Annotated in this window: 17 protein-coding genes; 9 read left to right on the top strand and 8 right to left on the bottom strand. The window is 60.3% G+C overall.

All coding sequences use genetic code 11. The features are described 5' to 3' along the window. The first annotated feature begins 184 nt into the window (after positions 1–184). The 4 genes from OK142_RS09115 (at position 185) to OK142_RS09100 (ending at position 4,592) form a co-directional block, all read left to right on the top strand. A complete protein-coding gene (locus tag OK142_RS09115; RefSeq protein WP_409528151.1) occupies positions 185–1,111 on the top strand; it encodes a sugar ABC transporter substrate-binding protein in 927 nt (308 codons plus the stop codon). Between the two features lie 87 nt (positions 1,112–1,198). Then, the gene (locus OK142_RS09110; protein ID WP_498682297.1) at positions 1,199–2,734 is read left to right on the top strand and encodes a sugar ABC transporter ATP-binding protein; all 1,536 of its coding nucleotides are present in this window, start codon (positions 1,199–1,201) and stop codon (positions 2,732–2,734) included. Between the two features lie 34 nt (positions 2,735–2,768). After that, positions 2,769–3,782 carry an ABC transporter permease gene (locus tag OK142_RS09105; RefSeq protein WP_498682295.1) on the top strand — a complete coding sequence of 338 codons (1,014 nt, stop codon included), beginning with the start codon at positions 2,769–2,771 and terminating at the stop codon, positions 3,780–3,782. A gap of 54 nt (positions 3,783–3,836) precedes the next feature. Further along, a complete protein-coding gene (locus OK142_RS09100; RefSeq protein ID WP_498682293.1) occupies positions 3,837–4,592 on the top strand; it encodes a sulfite exporter TauE/SafE family protein in 756 nt (251 codons plus the stop codon). A gap of 206 nt (positions 4,593–4,798) precedes the next feature. On the opposite strand, the gene OK142_RS09095 is transcribed toward OK142_RS09100, so the two are convergent. The 6 genes from OK142_RS09095 to iolG form a co-directional block, all read right to left on the bottom strand. After that, positions 4,799–5,683, bottom strand: a complete 885-nt coding sequence (locus OK142_RS09095; RefSeq protein WP_216333137.1) for a MurR/RpiR family transcriptional regulator — start codon at positions 5,681–5,683, stop codon at positions 4,799–4,801. Positions 5,684–5,757: 74 nt separating this feature from the next. Continuing rightward, the gene (locus OK142_RS09090) at positions 5,758–6,882 is read right to left on the bottom strand and encodes a Gfo/Idh/MocA family protein (RefSeq protein ID WP_498682290.1); all 1,125 of its coding nucleotides are present in this window, start codon (positions 6,880–6,882) and stop codon (positions 5,758–5,760) included. Further along, on the bottom strand, positions 6,875–7,843 hold the full coding sequence (locus tag OK142_RS09085; RefSeq protein WP_498682288.1) for a hydroxyacid dehydrogenase: 969 nt from the start codon (positions 7,841–7,843) through the stop codon (positions 6,875–6,877). Before OK142_RS09085 ends, OK142_RS09090 begins: the two co-directional genes overlap by 8 nt. Continuing rightward, the gene (locus OK142_RS09080; RefSeq protein WP_498682287.1) at positions 7,844–8,656 is read right to left on the bottom strand and encodes an HpcH/HpaI aldolase family protein; all 813 of its coding nucleotides are present in this window, start codon (positions 8,654–8,656) and stop codon (positions 7,844–7,846) included. 130 nt (positions 8,657–8,786) lie between these two features. Beyond that, positions 8,787–10,217, bottom strand: coding sequence for an NAD-dependent succinate-semialdehyde dehydrogenase (locus tag OK142_RS09075; RefSeq protein ID WP_313608551.1), 1,431 nt, complete (start codon positions 10,215–10,217; stop codon positions 8,787–8,789). 3 nt (positions 10,218–10,220) lie between these two features. Beyond that, positions 10,221–11,228 carry an inositol 2-dehydrogenase gene (gene iolG, locus OK142_RS09070; protein WP_444759551.1) on the bottom strand — a complete coding sequence of 336 codons (1,008 nt, stop codon included), beginning with the start codon at positions 11,226–11,228 and terminating at the stop codon, positions 10,221–10,223. A 105-nt stretch (positions 11,229–11,333) separates the two neighbouring features. Here iolG and iolD point away from each other — a divergent pair, with 105 nt between their 5' ends. The 5 genes from iolD to OK142_RS09045 are packed head-to-tail and all read left to right on the top strand — an operon-like array spanning position 11,334 to position 17,152. After that, a complete protein-coding gene (gene iolD / locus OK142_RS09065; RefSeq protein ID WP_498682284.1) occupies positions 11,334–13,205 on the top strand; it encodes a 3D-(3,5/4)-trihydroxycyclohexane-1,2-dione acylhydrolase (decyclizing) in 1,872 nt (623 codons plus the stop codon). A gap of 1 nt (position 13,206) precedes the next feature. Then, entirely contained in the window at positions 13,207–14,100 is an 894-nt protein-coding gene (gene iolE / locus OK142_RS09060; protein ID WP_216333124.1) for a myo-inosose-2 dehydratase, read from the top strand. Then, positions 14,097–14,909 carry an SDR family oxidoreductase gene (locus OK142_RS09055; protein ID WP_216333122.1) on the top strand — a complete coding sequence of 271 codons (813 nt, stop codon included), beginning with the start codon at positions 14,097–14,099 and terminating at the stop codon, positions 14,907–14,909. The genes iolE and OK142_RS09055 overlap by 4 nt, the downstream gene beginning before the upstream one ends. Before the next feature lie 3 nt (positions 14,910–14,912). After that, positions 14,913–15,974, top strand: a complete 1,062-nt coding sequence (locus OK142_RS09050; protein ID WP_498682279.1) for a sugar phosphate isomerase/epimerase family protein — start codon at positions 14,913–14,915, stop codon at positions 15,972–15,974. 14 nt (positions 15,975–15,988) lie between these two features. Beyond that, entirely contained in the window at positions 15,989–17,152 is a 1,164-nt protein-coding gene (locus tag OK142_RS09045; protein ID WP_498682277.1) for a Gfo/Idh/MocA family protein, read from the top strand. 124 nt (positions 17,153–17,276) lie between these two features. Here the strand turns inward: OK142_RS09045 and OK142_RS09040 are convergent, their stop codons facing one another. Both OK142_RS09040 and OK142_RS09035 read right to left on the bottom strand, forming a co-directional pair. Further along, on the bottom strand, positions 17,277–17,924 hold the full coding sequence (locus tag OK142_RS09040) for a DUF2161 domain-containing phosphodiesterase (RefSeq protein WP_498682276.1): 648 nt from the start codon (positions 17,922–17,924) through the stop codon (positions 17,277–17,279). Positions 17,925–18,089: 165 nt separating this feature from the next. Then, a complete protein-coding gene (locus OK142_RS09035; protein ID WP_498682559.1) occupies positions 18,090–18,398 on the bottom strand; it encodes a hypothetical protein in 309 nt (102 codons plus the stop codon). Positions 18,399–18,530 lie beyond the last annotated feature (132 nt).

The raw sequence follows: 18,530 nt of genomic DNA, 5'->3' as shown, positions 1-18,530 counted from the left end.
CACTTAAGCTGTGCGCAAACGGTGCTGCCGTTTCGGCTGATCCAAAGGACATGACTTCGTTTGAGGCGGATTGTGCTGCTGCATCCGTCAGGGCGGAGTCATGTCCTGGATAGCCCGGAGGCACCGGTTTGGATGGTCGCACACATTCGTCACGTGCGGGGAAAAGAGGAGGAGAAATCTCGTGATCAAAAAAATCGCAATCACAACCGTATTCTGCGCCTTGATGGCAAGTGCCGCCCATGCCGAAAAGATCGGCGTGGCCATGTCGCTGTTTGACGACAACTATCTCACCGTTCTGCGCCACAATATCCAGCGCCATGCCAAGGACCTCGGCGTCGAAGTCCAGATGGAAGACGCGCAGGGCGATATCGCCCGCCAGCAATCGCAGATCGAAAACTTCGTTGCGGCCGGCGTTGATGGCATCATCACCATGCTGGTTGATGCGGATTCCGGCAAGGCCATGTCGAAGATCGCTGATCAGGCGGGTATTCCGCTGGTCTTCGTGAACATGCTTCCGGCCAACATGGAAAAATTCCCGCAAAAACAGGCATGGGTCGGTTCCAATGAGGAGCAGGCGGGCGAATTGCAGGCGACTGAAGTTTGCAAGCTTGCCAGCGGCAAGGGCGACGCTGTCATCCTCATGGGCCAGCTCGGCACCACGGGCCAGCGTGGCCGCACGGCGGCGGCCGAGCGTGTTCTCAAAAGCGATACCTGCAAGGGCATCAAGGTGCTGGACGCGCAGACCGCCAACTGGATGCGCACCCCGGCGATGGACCTGATGACGAACTGGGTCACCTCCGGCATGAAGCCGACCATCGTACTCGGAAACAACGACGAGATGGCGCTCGGCGCGATTCAGGCGTTGAAATCATCCGGTGTCGGCATGAAGGACGTGATCGTCGCCGGCGTCGATGCAACGCAGGATGCGCTTGCGGCAATGGAAGCGGGTGATCTTGATGTCACGGTCTATCAGTCCGCCAAGGGGCAGGGCGAAGGCTCGCTCGAGACCGTGCTGAAAATCGCGCGCGGCGAAAAATTCGAGCAGAAGGTCGATGTGCCCTTCGAACTCGTCACCCCCGCCAATGTCGCTCAATACAAGTCCAGCAACTGATTTGTGGCCGGCGGTCGGGGAATTGCCCCGGTCGCCGACGCTGCAAATCATGGCCCGGCCGGTGGCCGGATAAAGGACGGGTGAGATATGATTTCCACGACCACCTTAGAGGCGATCGAACGCTTCAAGCAGGCAGCCGGCCCCTATCTTCTCGAAATCGAGGGGGTGCGAAAGGAATTTCCGGGGGTCGTTGCGCTTGATGACGTGCAGTTTCGCCTGCGGCCGGGTTCCGTCCATGCGCTGATGGGCGAAAACGGCGCCGGCAAGTCGACGCTTATGAAAATCATTGCCGGGATTTACACCCCAGATGCCGGGACAGTCAGGTTGCGCGGCGAGGATGTCCGGCTTAAGAGCCCGCGCGACGCGCTTGAGCGCGGCATCGCCATGATCCATCAGGAACTTGCGCTGATGGACTGGATGACGGTCGCCGAAAATATCTGGATCCGCCGCGAGCCCAAAAACCGCCTGGGCTTCATAGACCATGCGAAAATGCTGGCCGATACGCGAGCGCTGTTCGATCAGCTGAAGATTAATCTCGATCCGGCAGCGGAAGTCAGCACGCTGACGGTGGCGCAGCGGCAAATGGTCGAAATCGCCAAGGCTGTCAGCCATAAATCCAGCGTTCTCATTATGGACGAGCCGACATCGGCTCTGACGGAGTCCGAGGTCGCGCATCTTTTCGATATCATCCGTGACCTGCGGTCACGCAATATCGGCATCGTCTACATCACACACAAGATGAACGAGCTTTTTGAGATCGCCGACGAGTTTTCGGTTTTTCGGGACGGGCGATATGTCGGTACCCATGCGAGCACGGATGTCACGCGCGACGACATCATAAAAATGATGGTCGGCCGCGAGATCACCAATATGTTTCCCAAGCAGGAAGCATCGATCGGCGATGTTGTCCTTGAGGTCCGGGATCTCGGGTTGGCGGGCGTCTTTCGTGGCGTTTCGTTCGATCTGCATCGTGGTGAAATCCTCGGCGTGGCGGGGCTGGTGGGCTCCGGCCGCTCAAACGTCGCCGAGGCGATTTTCGGGGTGGTGCCGGCAAGCGAAGGGGAAATCCGCATCAATGGCGCCCCGGTCACGATCCGTTCGCCGGCGGATGCGATGCGCATGGGCATGGCGCTGTTGACGGAGGACCGTAAGGCGACCGGCTGTTTTCTCCCGCTTTCGATTCTTGAAAACATGCAGATAGCGGCCCTTCAAAACGGCCATGCGACGATGGGTTATGTCGATGAGCGCAGCCTGATGTCGCTTTGTGGCGAGATGAAAACGGCGTTGCGGATCAAGACGCCCGATCTTGACGAGCGCATCGAGAACCTTTCGGGCGGCAACCAGCAGAAAGTCTTGATCGCCCGCTGGCTCCTGACGAAACCGGCAATCCTCATTCTCGACGAGCCGACACGCGGCATCGATGTCGGCGCGAAGGCGGAAATCCATCGCCTGATTTCGAACCTCGCCAAAGAGGGCGTCGCCGTCATCATGATCTCTTCGGAACTGCCTGAGGTTCTCGGCATGTCGGATCGGATTCTCGTGATGCATGAGGGGCATATGACCGGAATTCTCGATCGCGCCGAAGCGGACCAAGTCAAAATCATGGAACTGGCGGCCCGCTAGGCTGCGACGGCGGCAATGCCGGGGAGGAAAAATTATGGATAGCGTACAGACCGAGCCGGTCGAAACAAAAAGACGCAAGTTGCCGCAAGAGCTGAACATTCTGACCGTGCTGATCGGGGTCGCCCTCGTCTTCGAACTGCTCGGATGGTTCGTGCAGGGGCAGAGCTTTCTCGGCAGCCCACAACGCCTGACGATCATGATCCTTCAGGTTTCCGTCGTCGGCATCATCGCCGTCGGGGTCACCCAGGTCATCATTACCGGCGGCATAGACCTCAGTTCGGGGTCGGTGGTGGCTATGACGGCCATGATAGCCATGAGTTTCGCGCAAAGCGGCGATTTTGCCCGGGCGATCTATCCTGCGCTCACCGATATGCCCGTGGTCGTGCCGCTGGCCGTCGGCCTCGGTCTTGGCCTGATTGCCGGTATCGTCAACGGCATGCTCATCGCGGTGACGGGAATACCGCCATTCATCGCGACGCTGGGTATGATGGTTACCGCGCGCGGCATCGCCAAATGGTATACCAAGGGTCAGCCGATCTCCTTCCCGACCGAGAGCTTCGCGTCGATCGGTTCCGGCGCGTGGCCGGTCGTCATCTTCCTGCTCGTCGCCGTCACTTTTCATCTTGCGCTGCGCTACACGCGTTATGGCAAGTTCACCTATGCGATCGGCGCGAACATGCAGGCAGCCCGGGTGTCCGGCATCAATGTCCAGCTGCACTTGGTCAAGGTATACGCCATCGCCGGTCTTCTGGCAGGTCTTGCCGGTATCGTCACCGCCGCCCGCGCGGAAACGGCGCAGGCCGGCATGGGCATGATGTACGAGCTTGACGCCATCGCGGCGGCGGTTATCGGCGGCACATCGCTCTCCGGCGGGCGGGGGCGCATTTTCGGCACGGTTATCGGCACCGTGATCCTCGGTCTGATGATGTCGGGCTTCACATTTCTGCGCGTGGATGCTTACTATCAGGAGATCGTCAAGGGACTGATCATCGTCAGCGCGGTCGTTGCTGATGTCTACCGTCAAAAAGCCCGGTTGAAGAAGGGCTGATAGTCATGCACGGCATCCGGCAGGGATGCCGGCCGCCGTGCCGAGGAGAACTCTTTGAACCTTTTCAACTCTCCTCTGGAGCTGGGCGTCACCGTCCTCGCGGTGGTGCTGGTCGGGCTCTCCAAGGGCGGCCTCGGCGGCATGAGCCTGCTTGGCGTTCCGCTGATGGCGCTGGTGATGTCACCGGTGACGGCGGCGGCCATCCTGCTTCCGATCCTCGTCGTCATGGACATGGTTGGCGTGGCGGCCTGGCGCAACTGGGTCGACTGGCGGATCATGCGTCAGCTTCTGCCGGCAGCTGTCGTCGGCATCGGGCTTGGATGGATGACCGCCGAGATAACCTCGGATGCCGTGGTCCGTCTGATCGTCGGCCTGGTATCGGCCGTGTTCGTGCTGCGCGTCGTTCTGGCGAGAGGCGTTATGGTGACGGTCGCAAAGGAGCGGCCGATGGCGGGGCGGTTCTGGAGCCTGCTTGCGGGCTACACCAGCTTCGTGGCGCATGCCGGCGCGCCGCCGCTTCAGGTCTATCTGCTGCCGCTTCGCATGGACCCGAAGGTCTTTACTGGCACCAATGTGATGTTCTTCGCGATCACCAATGTCCTGAAGCTCGTGCCTTACGCCGCTTTGGGCGGTTTCGGCGCACAGAACCTCGGCCGGGCTGCACTAATGATTCCTCTGGCGGTCGTGTCCACATGGCTCGGGGCCTGGACCGTGCGCCGCATGCGCGCTTCGATCTTTTATCCCCTGACCTACACATCCGTGGCCCTGGTGGCGGTGAAGCTGATCTGGGACGGCGTGACGGGGCTCTAGCGGCGGGAGAGCTGGAGCTTTCCGATGAATAGCCTCCACAGCACACTAAGCTTTCATAGGGCGGTGCCCCCCTCCACCTCATTCCTGTGCTTGTCACAGGAATCCAGCCGACGCGCGTCTGCGCGGCGAGAAGACTCTTTTCAGCCCAAAGACTCAGGCTGGCTGGATCCTTGTGACAAGCACAGGGATGAGGGAGGTGAATGCGCCTAGAGTCCTGTAACCGTCGGAATCCGCGGTGCGGTCTCGTTCTTCTGAACACGGGCAGCCACCGCGACTGTCAGCGCCTGCGCAAGACACATTGGCGCGGCCAGAGACCGGGAAAAGCTGTAATCGTGCTCGGGAACGGCAAACAGAACCTTCGCGGATTTCGCCAGTGGCGATAGGGTGCTATCGGAAATAGCCACGATCGGCACGCCGATCTTTTCCGCCTCTTCGACGATATTCACCACTTCCGTTGCATAGAAGCGGAAAGACACCGCGATCAGCACGTCGCCGGTCTTCATCGTCCGGGCCATATGGGTGGCGAGCCCGCCGCCCGGGTCGAGAAGGATGCATTGCTTGCCGAGCATGGTGAGGATGTAGCGCAGCAGTTCCGCCACCGGTGCGGAGCGCAGCTGGCCAACCAGATAGACCGTGCCGGCGGCGTCGATCAGATCGGCGGCGGTGCCGAGCTGTTCGGCGCTGATGCGTTCGAGCAGGTCTTGCAGGGAAGCGATGTCCCGCACCACCAGATCGTGAAGGAAGCCGTATTCCGAACGATCCTCGCGATTTTGCAATTCGTCGTCGAGCGCCCGCACGCGCGCCTCGAAGCCGGGGGCCGCCGTTGCAAGCCGCTTCTGGAACAGCGCCTGAAGCTCCTTGAAACCCTTATAGCCCAGCGACTGCGCGAACCGCACGAAACTGGAGGCGTGAATATTGTATCGCTCGGCAATTGTATTGACCGAGTGGACGGCCACTTCATTCGGGTTCTGCGTCAGATAGACGGAAATTCGCTGATAGGTCTTGCTCATCTGATCGTGGCGATCATGAATGAGACGGATCAGCTCTTCGTAATCTTTCGGGGGGTCGACGGGCTGCGGTTGTTGCTTCATGACACAATCTTGCAATATTTATTGCGGTTTTCCAAGTGGCATGATGTCCGCTGCCCGCCCCAACGATGACAGATTCAGGCGGGTACGCTCATCCGCTGCCGTGCGGATGACGAGCGCTGGATCGTCTCGACCAGCCGCTGGATACGCAGGCCGGCGGCAAAACCGAACGGCTCGGCGGTCTGCCCTGCAATAGCCCGCAGATACCCTTCGATCTCGACGGCCTTGAGGTCGTTGAAACCCAGCTGATGGCCGGGCGCGACGCAAAAGCGGCCATAGGGTGGGTGATCGGGAGATGCCTCGATCCTGCGGAAGCCGCGACGGCCAGCCGGATCGGCTGCGGAATAGAAGTTCAACTCGTTGAAGCGCTCCTGTGTGAACGAAAGGGCACCCTTTTCGCCATAGACTTCGAAATCATGCTGCATCTTGCGGCCGGTGGCGATCCAGTTGCCCTCGACCGACCCTTGCGCGCCGTTGGCGAAGCGTACGAATGCGCGCCCCACATCGTCCACCTCCACCTTTCGCATGTCGCCTTTGCCATCGGGCCGCTCGGTAATCAGCGTGATGCAATCGCCCATTACCTCGGTGATCGGACCGAGAAGGAATTCCGCTGTGGCGAGAGCATGGGAGCCGATATCGGCGAGCGCACCGCCGCCGGCCGGATCGTGGCGGAAGGTGAAGGATCCGGAGGCATCGGCCATGTAATCCTCCGCATGCAGGCCGCGATAACCACGGATTTCACCGAGTTCGCCCGCCGTTATCATTTCCCTTGCGAGCCGGAGCATGGGATTGCAAAGGTAGTTGAAACCCACCTGCGTTTTCACGCCGCGTGCGGCGGCGGCTGCAGCCATCTCGCTGGCGTCTGATGCCAGCGGTGCGAGCGGTTTTTCGCAATAGACATGTTTGCCGGCGGCAATGGCGGCAAGCGCCATTTCCTTGTGCAGGGCATTCGGCGCCGTAATGTCGACGATGTCGATATCCGGATTGGCGATGATGCTGCGCCAGTCGGCCGTGGAATGGGCAAAACCGAAATCCGCCGCCGCCCGTGCAGCCGCATCCTCGGTAATGTCGGCGACGGTGTGCAGCTCGATACGGTAGGGAAGGTCGAAGACCTTCTGGGCAGAGGCAAAACCGAAGACATGGGCTTTACCCATGAAGCCGGTGCCGATGAGACCGACGCGAAGAACGGGTTTTTCAGACATGTGCAAATTCCGGATTGACGATAAGGCCGGGATCGATCGTCCCTTTAAGATAATTGACTGCGTTTTCGATGGATGCGATCGCCATCCGCTCCCCGCATTCCGCCGTAAGGCCGGCGATGTGGGGGGACATGACGGTGTTTGACTGGGCGAGCAGCGGAGAAGAACTTGCCGGCGGTTCGTCATCGAAGACATCAAGCCCGGCGGCTCCGATGTGCCCCGAGGCGAGCGCCTCGCTCAGCGCCTTTTCGCAGACCACACCGCCCCGGGCGGTGTTGGACAGCACGACGCCGCGCTTCATCAGCGCGATCTCGGTGGCCCCTATTGCCGGGGTCGGTCCCTTGGGTATGTGCACGGAAATATAGTCGGCCCAGGGCAGGCCTTCTTCCAGCGAAACGGGGTTTACTGTTCCCTGCGGCCACCCGGCCTGCATGAGATAGGGATCATAGGCGCGGATATGCATGCCGAAGCCCGACGCCATTCTGGCAAGGTGCCGCCCGATCCGGCCATAACCGAGGATGAGAAGGTTCTTGCCGGATATTTCCTGCTGCTCGAGCCTGTTTCGCCAGCTCCACTGGCCGGGCTCGCGGACCGCGCGGTCGGCGAGTACGGCGCGTTTCGCAGCCGCCAGCAGCAGCATCATCGCATGTTCGGCCACCGAGATCGAGTTCACGTCGCCGACGATCGTCAGGGCGATGTTGCGGCGGTTGAGCTCTGCAAGATCGACGGAATCGTAACCCACACCGTGGCGGGACACCACTTTCAGCCGTCCGGCTCTTGCGATGGTAGCCGCCGATAGCGGCTGCGTGCGGATCACGATTGCGTCGGCTTCCCCGACAAAAGGTGCATAGGAGGCCTCGGAGACGTCCTCGATATAGCGGACGGAGAAGCCGAGAGCCGGCAGATCGCGCAACATCGCCTCGCCGGAAGGATGAAGTTTTCCGGCCACAAGAAGGTTCGGCATTCAATAACCCCCTTTGCCATCGGTTTTTTTGGTGGTCTTTTCCACCAGCCTGCGCCACGTCGCGGTTGATTCCGTCGCTGCCGCGGCCAGAAGGCGTGAATCGCCTGACACTGTGGTTATGTCGAAGCCCCATTCCACCGCGCGTGCCGCGTAATCGGCAGTTCCGCAATGAAGGGCCGCCTTGATGCCGTTGCGGTGGCACGCGTCGAGGATGCGCTTGATGGCGTCGATGACTTCAGGCTCTTCGCGGTCGAAGGCGGGCGTCAGCCGGCCTTTCGAGAGCGAAAAACTGAGATCGGCGGGGCCGACATAAATCCCGTCGAGGCCGGGAGTGGCGGCGATTTCCTCGAGATTGTCCATCGCTTCCGCCGTTTCGATCATGGCAAAGGCGAGGATTTCGTCGTTTGCTTCGGCGGCATAATTACCGCCGGCGGCGTAAACGGCGCGGGTGGGTCCGAAGCTACGCTCTCCAAGCGGCGGATAACGCATGTATCGGACGAATTGTTCGGCCTGCGCCCGGTTATTGATCATCGGGCAGATGATGCCATAGGCACCGGCATCCAGAACCTTCGATATCCATGCCGGGTCGAGCCATGGCACCCGTGCCATCAGCACCTTGTCGGAGGCACGCATCGCCTGGAACATGCCAAGCACGTCTTTGTAATCGACCGCGCCATGCTGAATGTCGATGGAGATGGCGTCGTAATCCTGCGCCGCCATGATCTCGGCGCTGAAGGGGCTGGCGATGGACAGCCAGCCATGCAGCACCGGACGTCCCTCGGCCCAGATGTCCTTCAGTTTATTTTTTCGCATGGGATTCTCCTGCAAAATATCCGTCGCTAGAGCACGTCCGGTCAAAACGGAATCGTCGGACGTGCTCTGTCACTTTGTTTTTTCGCATTTTCCGGACGCAAAACCGCTACGCACTTTTACTGGAAAGGCTCTAAAAGACGATCTGGGCGAGTTTGGTTTCGAGATAATCGCTTATCCCTTCGATACCGCCCTCGCGCCCCATGCCCGAATGGTTTGTGCCGCCAAAAGGCGCTTCCGATGCGGCAAGCGCGAAGCTGTTGATGCCGACCATGCCGGATTTCAGCGCAGCCACTGTCCGCCGCGCCCTGTCCGGCGAGCGGGTGAATGCATAGGCCGAGAGACCCATGTCGGAGGCGTTGGCGCGCTGCAGAACCTCGTCTTCGGTGCTGAAACGGGTAATCGCCGCGATCGGGCCGAAATTCTCTTCGGCAAAGACCTTCATCGTATCTGTTACATCTGTCAGCACGGTCGGCTCGAAGAAGAAGCCGTGGTTCAGGTGGTGCGGGCGCTTGCCGCCATGGGCGATTTTTGCACCGGCGCGCACGGCGTCGGCAATCACGGCCTCGATCTCTTCAAGACGGCCGCCATTGATGAGGGGACCCATGCCGGTATCGGCATCAAGCCCGTCGCCGAGCCTGATCTTCGCCGCGCGGGCTACGAAACCATCGACAAAGGCGTCGTGGAGGCTTTCGTGAACGAAGATACGATCCGGCGTGACGCAGACCTGACCGCAGTTGGCGAATTTGGTGGGCACGGTAAGGTCAAGCACGTTTTCGAGGTCGGCGTCGTCATAGACGATGAGAGGCGCGTTGCCGCCCAGTTCCATGGACACTTTCTTTACGGTCTCAGCCGCATCGCGGATCATCTGCTGACCCACACGTGTCGAGCCGGTCAGCGAGACCTTGCGCACGCGCTTGTCCGCCATGATCGGGCCATAGGTATCGGTAGTCGAGCCGGCTACGAGATTGACCGCGCCATCCGGAAGACCGGCCGCCTTCAGGCAATCGACCATCACCATGGCGACGCCCGGCGTCTGGGACGAGGGGCGAAGCACGACGGGGCATCCGGCGGCGAGCGCCGGGGCGAGCTTGCGCGCCGGAAGGGCGGCCGGAAAATTCCACGCGGTAAAAGCGCCGACGATACCGACGGCTTCGCGGGTCACTTCAAACCGTCCGCCGGGCACCCGGCTGTCGACAATGCGGCCATAGATGCGGCGCGCTTCCTCGGCAAACCAGCGGAACTGGTCGCAGGAAAGTATCCATTCGCGGCCTGCCTGGGCGATCGGTTTACCGGTCTCCAGCGAGATCATCTTCGCGCCTTCTTCGGCACGGCGCAGCATTTCGTCAGCGGCCCGGTGCAGCGCCTCGGCGCGGGCAAAACCGCCCATGGCGCGCAGCTTCGGAAGCGCGGCTGCCGCCGCATCGATCGCATCGCGGGTCTCGTTTGCGGTGGCAACCGCCACCTCACCCAGGACCGCGCCGGTGACCGGAGACACGACTTCACCTGTCACGGTGCCGGTTAGCCAGCGGCCGTTTATGAAAAGTCCAAAATTCGCATACATGGCTTACCCGATCTTGCTGGTGTTGATGGTGCGCCCCTCGGCAACGGAGCGGATCGCCGCTTCGGCGAGAAGCAATGCGAGGCGGCCGTCTTCAAAGCCCACCTCGGGGGCTTTGCCCTGTTCCACAGCATCGACAAAGGCGCTGATTTCCGATGCGAAGGCATCGGCATAGCGGTCGATGAAGAAGTTCATCAGCGGTGCGGCGCGGTCGGTGCCGTTTTCGGTGTGGAGGCGCAGATGATTGAGTGTCCGGTTTTCCGAAATCGCCATGCCGGCGCTTCCGAATGCTTCGACCCGCTGGTCGTAGCCATAAACCGCACGCCTCGAATTGCTGATCGTGCATTGTTTGCCCGAAGCAGTCTTCAGCACAACGGTTACGGTGTCATAGTCGCCGCATTTTTCCATCAGCGCCCTGTCGACCAGCCGCGAAGCGGTGGCCGATACCTGCGTGATCTCTTCACCGAGAATGAAACGGGCCATGTCAAAATCATGGATCGTCATGTCGCGGAAAATGCCGCCCGACATTTCGATATAGGCGGCGGGGGCCATGCCCGGATCGCGCGAGGTGATGACGACCTGATGCAATTCGCCTATCGTTCCGTTCTCCACCGCCTCACGCACGGCGCGGTGTCCGCTGTCGAAACGTCTGACGAAGCCGAGCATGATCGGCACATTACTGCCGGCAATTTTCGCTGCGCAGGCATTGACGCGGTCGAGGGAGAGATCAATGGGCTTTTCGCAAAGGACGGGTTTTCCCGCTGCAACCGCCTTTTCCAGGAGATCGGCATGGGTGGGCGTCGAGGTGGCTATCAGCACGGCATCGACGTCGGGTGAAGCGAAAACCGCTTCCGCTGATTCAAATCTCGTCACACCAAGCTTTTCGGCAATTTCTTTCGCCGAGGGCTCGTATACATCAAAGACACCAGCCAATGTCGCGCGTGGATGAGCGACGATGTTTTCCGCATGCATGCGGCCGATACGGCCCACGCCAAGCACTGCAATTCTTAGCATTGAAATTTTCCTCCCGAGGTATTTGGCAATAATCATTGCAAAGTACTGAATTTGTCAATATGCATTCCAAAAACATATCAACAACCATCCGCAGGAGGAGGCGAGATGACCACTAAAACCTTACGCCTGACCATGGCTCAGGCGCTAGTACGCTACCTGTGCAACCAGTTTACCGAGATCGACGGAGAGCGCGTTCCCCTGTTTGCCGGGGTGTTCGCCATTTTCGGACATGGCAACGTCACATGCCTTTCCGAAGCTCTGGAGACGGTGCAGGACGAATTGCCGACATGGCGCGGGCAGAACGAGCAATCGATGGCGCTTGCCGCAATCGGCTTTGCCAAGGCAAAACGGCGCAGGCAGATCATGGTCGCCGCGACGTCCATTGGTCCCGGCGCGCTCAATATGGTGACCGCTGCCGGCGTTGCGATGGCGAACAGGCTGCCTGTTCTCCTCATCGCGGGCGATACTTTCGCAAGCCGACTGCCGGATCCGGTTCTGCAGCAGGTGGAACATTTCGGCGATCCGACGCTCACCGCCAATGACGCCTTCAAATCCGTCGTGCGTTACTGGGACAGGATCGTGCTGCCGGAGCAGTTGCTGCAATCGCTGCCGCAGGCGGTCGCCACCATGCTCGATCCGGCCGATTGCGGCCCGGCATTCATCGGCCTTGCGCAGGACACGCAGGAAATCGCTTTCGACTATCCGGCGGTTTTCTTTGAGCCGAAGGTCTGGAAAATTCCGCGGCCGCGCCCTGATCGCGACGCTGTGGCCGCCGCCGCCCGGCTGCTTGCGCAGGCAAAGCGCCCCCTCATCATTTCCGGCGGCGGCGTTCGTTATTCGCTGGCGGAAGAACGCCTTGCCGAATTTGCGGCAAAGCGTGGCATTCCCGTCGTCGAAACCATCGCCGGCAAGGGTGCGTTCACCCATCACCATCCGGTCCATGCCGGACCGATCGGCATTGTCGGATCGACTTCGGCAAATGCGCTGGCCAAGGATGCGGATGTCATTCTGGCGATTGGCACGCGGCTTCAGGATTTCACCACGGGTTCCTGGACTGCCTTCTCCGGCGAGGCGCAATTCATCTCCGTCAATGCTGCCCGATTCGATGCGGTAAAACACCGTGCGCTTTCCGTGGTCGGCGATGCGCTTGAAACCATTGACGAACTGGACCAGGCGCTTGGCGCCTACAAGGCCGACGCCGGCCTGATGCAGCGGGCAAAAACGCTGTTTGCCGAATGGGACAGCCTGCTGGACGAACACCAGCGCATCACCAATGCACCGGTTCCCTCCTATGCGCAGGTGGTCGGCGTTCTGAACAGGGTCGCGCGGCCTGAAGATACACTGATTGCAGCGGCTGGCGGAACGCCGGGCGAGGTGACCAAGGGATGGCGGGTCAAGAACCCCAATACATTCGATTGCGAATTCGGTTTTTCCTGCATGGGTTATGAAATCGCCGCCGGCTGGGGTTGCTCGATGGCGCAGGAAGGACCGGGCAGCGCTGGCGGTGTTCCGATCGTCATGCTGGGGGACGGCACCTATATGATGATGAACTCCGACATCTATTCGGCGGCGCTGACCGGGCACCGGATGATCGTGGTGGTCTGCGACAATGGCGGATATGCCGTCATCAACCGTTTGCAGCAGGCCAAGGGCGTGCCGGGCTTCAATAACCTGCTGGCGGATTGCCGTATCAGGGACCGGGAAAATCCGCTGCATGTGGATTTTGTCAAACATGCGGAGGCGATGGGCGCTCATGCACGCAAGGCCGATAGCCTCGCCGATCTTGAGGAGGCGATGATCTGGGCGCAGGGCAACGAAGGCGTCACCGTCATTTCCATCGTCTCCGATGCGTGGAAATGGGTGCCGGGCGATGCCGACTGGGATGTTGGCGTTCCGACAGTCTCCGCCTTCGAGACCGTTCGCGCCGCCCGCGCCGCGCAGGAGAACATCCGCAAGGCGCAGCGAGTGGGAGTTTGACATGAAAGCAAGACTTGGTATCGCACCGATCGCCTGGTGGAACGACGATCTTGCCGAGCTTTCGGATGATGTCAGCCTCGAGGAATGCCTGAGGCAGGCAGGCGAAGCCGGCTTTACCGGAATGGAGACTGGACGTCGGTTCCCGATGGATATGGCGGAGCTTGGGCCGATCCTCGGCCGTTATGGCATATCGGTGTGCGGCGGCTGGTTTTCCGGCCTGCTGCTGGATAGCGACATTGAGGCGGAGAAAGACCGTATCGCGCAACAGATGGAATTCTTCATCGCCGCCGGCGCACCATGCATCGTTTATGGCGAAACAGCGCGTTCCATTCAGGGCGTGCGATCCGCGCCGCTTTCCACCAAACCACGGCTCGACGAGGCCGGCATGGCCGCCTATGGCCGCAAGATGTCCGACTTTGCCGACTGGTGCGCTGCGCAGGGCATGCCGATCTCCTATCATCACCACATGGCGGCCGCCGTGGAGACCGAGCAGGAACTCGATCTTTTCATGAAGCACTCCTCGGTGCCGCTGCTGTTTGATGCCGGGCACATGGCTTTTGCCGGTGGGGATGTCATGTGCGTCATCGAAAAACACCATGCCCGTATCACCCACGTTCACACCAAGGACATTCGGCAGGATGTTGTCGATGGGCTGGACAGGAGCCGCGAAAGCTTCCTCGACGCGGTCATCAAGGGCGCCTTTACCGTGCCGGGCGATGGCAGTCTTGATTTTGAGGCGATCGTCAGGGCGCTTGCATCGAAAGGTTACGAGGGCTGGTTTGTGGTCGAGGCGGAACAGGACCCGGTCAAGAACCCGCCACTGGAAATGGCCCGCAAGGGGCACAGGGAATTGCTGCGCGTCATGGACGCCGCTGGATATGAGGTCGTGAAATGAACCGTATTGAAGGAAAGATCGCCGTTGTTACCGGCGGAACCCAGGGGCTGGGCGCAGCCGTTGCGCAGGTGTTTGCGCAGGCGGGCGCGGCGGGGATCATCATCGTCGGGCGCGGTGTGGAAAAAGGCCAGGCTGTCGCAAGCGCCATCACCCAGAAAACGGGTGTGCCGGTCGAAGTGGTGGCCGCCGATCTCGGCAATATCGATGATGTTCGCAGCATCATTCCAGCGACGGACAAACGTTTCGGGCGCGTCGATATTCTCGTCAATGCGGCGGGGCTGACGGATCGCGGCAATATGCTGAACACCACGCCGGATTTGTTCGACCGGATGTTTGCCGTAAACACGCGTGCGCCGTTTTTCCTCATTCAGGACGCCGCGAAGGTGATGATCCGTGAGGGTATCGAGGGCCGTATCGTCAATGTCGGATCAATGTCCGGGCTGACCGGCCAGCCTTTCCTTGCGCCCTATGCGGCTTCGAAGGGTGCGCTTGCCACCGTCACCCGCCATGCCGGCTTTTCGTTGATGCGCCATCGCATCCATGTAAACCAGCTCGACATCGGCTGGATGAATTCCGATCACGAGCGCAAGCTTGTCCTCTCCGAGACGGGCGACCCGGATTTCATCGACCGTGCGGCGGCGGCAAAGCCTTTCGGGCGGATCCTCGATCCCGTTGAAGTGGCCCGCGCAATCCTCTGGATGGCTTCGGACGACGGCGGCATGATGACGGGCGCGGTGATCCCCTTCGATCAATCGGTCTATGGCGGTTACGACGACGCGCCGGTGCCCGCCAAGAAGCTGGAGGAATAGGCCATGCGGACCATCAAGGGACCGGGCGTTTTTCTGGCGCAATTTGCGGGGGATGAGGCACCTTACAATTCGCTTGCCTCGCTTGCGCAATGGGCCTCGGCCAAGGGTTTCAAGGGAGTGCAGATTCCCACCTGGGATACGCGCCTCATTGACATGAAACAGGCGGCGGAAAGCGATGCCTATTGCGACGATCTGAAAGGCATGCTCGGCGAGCACGATTTGGAGATCACCGAACTTGCTTCCCACATTACCGGGCAGCTTGTGGCTGTGCATCCGGCGCATGACGCGATCATGGACAGTTTCGCGCCGGCGCATGTGCGCGGCAATCCCGCAGGACGCCGGGCATGGGCGGAAGAACAGCTGCGGTTTGCGGCCCGGGCGTCAAAACGCCTCGGCATTGATCGCCACGTGACATTTCCCGGTGCGCTTCTGTGGCCTTACCTCTATCCCTATCCGCAATGGCCGGAAGGGCTGGTGGAGGAAGGTTTCGACGAGCTCGCCCGTCGCTGGACGCCGATCCTCAACGACTTCGACGCCCATGGCGTGGATGTCTGCTACGAAATCCACCCGAGCGAAGACCTGCATGATGGGCACAGCTGGGAGATGTTTCTCGACAAGGTCAAGGAGCACCCCCGCGCGAACCTGATGTATGACCCCTCACATCTCGTTTTGCAGGGAATGGATTATCTGGCTTTCATCGATCACTACCACGAGCGGATCAAGACCTTCCACGTCAAGGACGCGGAGTTCCGGCCCGACGGAAAATCGGGCGCTTATGGCGGCTATCAGCCGTGGTCCAAGCGCGCCGGGCGCTTCCGCAGCCCGGGCGACGGACAGATCGATTTCGGCGCAATCTTCACCAAGCTCACCACTTATGGCTTCGATGGCTGGGCGGTGCTGGAGTGGGAATGTTTCGTCAAGAACCCTGAGGATGGCGCGTCTGAAGGCGCGCGATTCATCGCTGACCACATCATCCGCGTTTCGGACCGCGCTTTTGACGATTTCGTCAAATCCGGCGCGAACCGCAGCGCCAACCGCGCCATGCTGGGGCTGGCGGAACAATGAGTGCTGGAGGAACAATGAGTATCGAAAGACCACTTCGTCTGGGCATGATCGGCGGCGGGCAGGGCGCTTATATCGGCAATATTCATCGGCTCGCCGCACGTCTTGACGGCAAGTGGACGCTGGTTGCGGGCGCCTTCGATGTCGATCCCGACCGGGGGCGCGCCTTCGCGATCAATGAGGGGCTCGACCCTGCCCGCAGCTATGGCAGCTATCAGGAGCTGATCGCCGGTGAGGCTGCCCGCGAGGACCGCGTCGACGCGGTTGCTATCTGCACACCGAACTTCACCCATTATCCGATCGCCAAGGCGCTGATCGAGGCCGGGTTTGACGTGATCTGCGAAAAGCCGCTGACCGCCACGCTGGAAGACGCCATCGCGCTGGAAAAACTGTCGCGGGAGACCGGCCGCTTCGTCGGCGTGACTTATACCTATTCCGGTTACCCCATGGTGCATGAGGCGCGCATGCGTGTCGCCGGCGGCGAGATTGGTACAGTTCGCACCGTGCAGGTCGAATACCCGCTCGAATGGATGGCGACCGCCATCGAGCAGAAGGGAAATGCCCAGGCGGCATGGCGCACCGACCCCAAGAAGAATGGCCGTGGCGGTTCGATTGGTGACATTGGCACCCACGCCTACCATCTGGCGGGTTTCGTGACTGGACTTAAGCTGGAATCCTTGACTGCCGATCTTGCCACATTCGTGGGCGGACGGGCGCTGGACGACAATGCACACGTCATGATGCGTTATGAGGGCGGCGCGCGAGGCCTGTTATGGTCGTCGCAGGTCGCGGTCGGCAACTCCAACTGTGTGCGGCTGCGGGTGTTCGGCTCGACCGGTTCCTTGCAATGGTTTCAGGAGCAACCGAACGAACTCATCTACACGCCGCTCGACGGGCGTTTGCAGACCATCAAACGCGGCGCGGATGATCTTTCCGAAGATGCCAAAGCCCGCACCCGCACCCCACCCGGACACCCGGAAGGATATCTGGAAGCCTTTGCCAATCTCTATGCCGGTTTCGCGGAAGCTATCCGCGCCCGCAAGGCAGGACGCGAACCTGATGCCATCGGCCGCAACATCCCGCTTGCCCATGACGGGCTGAAGGGCGTGGCTTTCGTCGAAGCGGTGGTGGATAGCGCCGAAAGTGCCGATCCGCGCTGGATTACGCCGGTGGCGGTGTAGGCGGGCGGAAAATGATTGGCTGGCGGCAGTGAAAGGCTTGCTCCCCCCGGGAGCAAGCTTGTTCAAGGTGTCTCGTGGCTCAGGTTTGAATAGCCAACGTGGTGTGCTCTTTGAGGTGCGGCGCTTATGTCGGCCAACGCACCACCGCTTCGCGGCCAGCATCGGTCAGACCATAGACCCCACGGTCAAGCCTCTCAAACCAGCCATATACATTTGAGAGGAGTATTTTGCCCGCATCAGGGACGTCCAGTCTCACATCACGCACGCGCAGTGGCCCCTGAGCCAAGGCTTTCGCACATCCAAGCGCCTGCTGGCGATATGCCGTCATGAGCGGCGTACGCGTGCTGCCACCAAGCGCCGGATCACCCCTGCGCTTCTGGTGTTCGCGTATAAGCCGCGACCGTCGTTTGGGATTTGTTCGAGGCATGGGAGAAACAGAGCTCACGATGATATTGACGTGACCGTCTTCCGATACCCCAAGCATTCCAATCCCCAGACGACGACAAAGGTCTCGATAACGCTTATCGGTCTCCCGTCCTTTCCCTCGGGCGGACATTTTCGCTGCGATCCAGACTTCGTCAGAGATCGATCCCCGATCAACCGCCTGAAGGATCAACTCGAGATTGAAAGCCAGTTTCAGTTCGCAAATCACGACGACGGGTGGGTCAGCGTCACTTAAACCCACGAGATCACAATTGCCGACCTCCCCCTTGACCACATAGCCGGCCTTTTCAAGAAAGGCTTTCACAGGTTGATAGAGAGAAGTTTCCATGGATGCACTCTGACGGAGAATCGTCTCTCGACAATACATGGAACGCCGCCCAGGATCACCGCCCACCGGCGGCGGAGCCGCATCTGTAGCGTCCGGGCCTTCGGCAGCCCTTGCTTTTCGACGATGCAGCCAAGTCGATCAGAATTCTCAGCGCGACTGGCGCGTCTAGTTGCTGCCGACAGCAACATCGAGTGGATGACGATCAACCCGGTCTTGAAGCGCGATCAAAACAGCCTGGAGAAAATCCCGTCGCCTCGGGTGGATGGTTTCCGCAAGCGTAGCCGTCAGCCGACCGCTGATCTTGTTCATAAAACCAATATGGTCGAAGCTGTCGGCTTTGATGTTCACCTCGACCTCTTCCATGTAGAGCGCCAGGTGCGATTCCAATTCAAGGTTTGTGTCCATCTGATACCGGGCGGCCATTTGCTCAGCAAGCGTGCCCATCTGCACGTGCGGGCCATATTGGTCGATCATCATGCCTCCTTCGACGTTCTTCAGCGACTTAGATAGGCGTGCGTTTTGAAGGTGCTAGTTTCTCGTGGAGAAGGAGACGTGGAAAATAGTCGGATCACGGGGATTTGATTGCATCCTGTCGATGCCACAGGG

The sequence above is a fragment of the Agrobacterium sp. BT-220-3 genome, assembly GCF_025910175.1.
Classification (GTDB): domain Bacteria; phylum Pseudomonadota; class Alphaproteobacteria; order Rhizobiales; family Rhizobiaceae; genus Agrobacterium; species Agrobacterium oryzihabitans.
The sequence above is the reverse complement of the archived record's forward strand: the minus strand, read 5'-3'. Positions and strand labels throughout refer to the sequence as shown.

Bases quoted from the DNA above. Each gene is read 5' to 3' on its own strand.
- OK142_RS09085 (WP_498682288.1), bottom strand. From the start codon at position 7,843: ATGCCGAACCTTCTTGTGGCCGGAAAACTTCATCCTTCCGGCGAGGCG.
- iolD (WP_498682284.1), top strand. From the start codon at position 11,334: ATGACCACTAAAACCTTACGCCTGACCATGGCTCAGGCGCTAGTACGC.
- OK142_RS09090 (WP_498682290.1), bottom strand. From the start codon at position 6,882: ATGTCTGAAAAACCCGTTCTTCGCGTCGGTCTCATCGGCACCGGCTTC.
- iolE (WP_216333124.1), top strand. From the start codon at position 13,207: ATGAAAGCAAGACTTGGTATCGCACCGATCGCCTGGTGGAACGACGAT.
- OK142_RS09075 (WP_313608551.1), bottom strand. From the start codon at position 10,217: ATGTATGCGAATTTTGGACTTTTCATAAACGGCCGCTGGCTAACCGGC.
- OK142_RS09110 (WP_498682297.1), top strand. From the start codon at position 1,199: ATGATTTCCACGACCACCTTAGAGGCGATCGAACGCTTCAAGCAGGCA.
- iolG (WP_444759551.1), bottom strand. From the start codon at position 11,228: ATGCTAAGAATTGCAGTGCTTGGCGTGGGCCGTATCGGCCGCATGCAT.
- OK142_RS09055 (WP_216333122.1), top strand. From the start codon at position 14,097: ATGAACCGTATTGAAGGAAAGATCGCCGTTGTTACCGGCGGAACCCAG.
- OK142_RS09040 (WP_498682276.1), bottom strand. From the start codon at position 17,924: ATGGAAACTTCTCTCTATCAACCTGTGAAAGCCTTTCTTGAAAAGGCC.
- OK142_RS09045 (WP_498682277.1), top strand. From the start codon at position 15,989: ATGAGTATCGAAAGACCACTTCGTCTGGGCATGATCGGCGGCGGGCAG.
- OK142_RS09050 (WP_498682279.1), top strand. From the start codon at position 14,913: ATGCGGACCATCAAGGGACCGGGCGTTTTTCTGGCGCAATTTGCGGGG.
- OK142_RS09095 (WP_216333137.1), bottom strand. From the start codon at position 5,683: ATGAAGCAACAACCGCAGCCCGTCGACCCCCCGAAAGATTACGAAGAG.
- OK142_RS09105 (WP_498682295.1), top strand. From the start codon at position 2,769: ATGGATAGCGTACAGACCGAGCCGGTCGAAACAAAAAGACGCAAGTTG.
- OK142_RS09035 (WP_498682559.1), bottom strand. From the start codon at position 18,398: ATGATCGACCAATATGGCCCGCACGTGCAGATGGGCACGCTTGCTGAG.
- OK142_RS09080 (WP_498682287.1), bottom strand. From the start codon at position 8,656: ATGCGAAAAAATAAACTGAAGGACATCTGGGCCGAGGGACGTCCGGTG.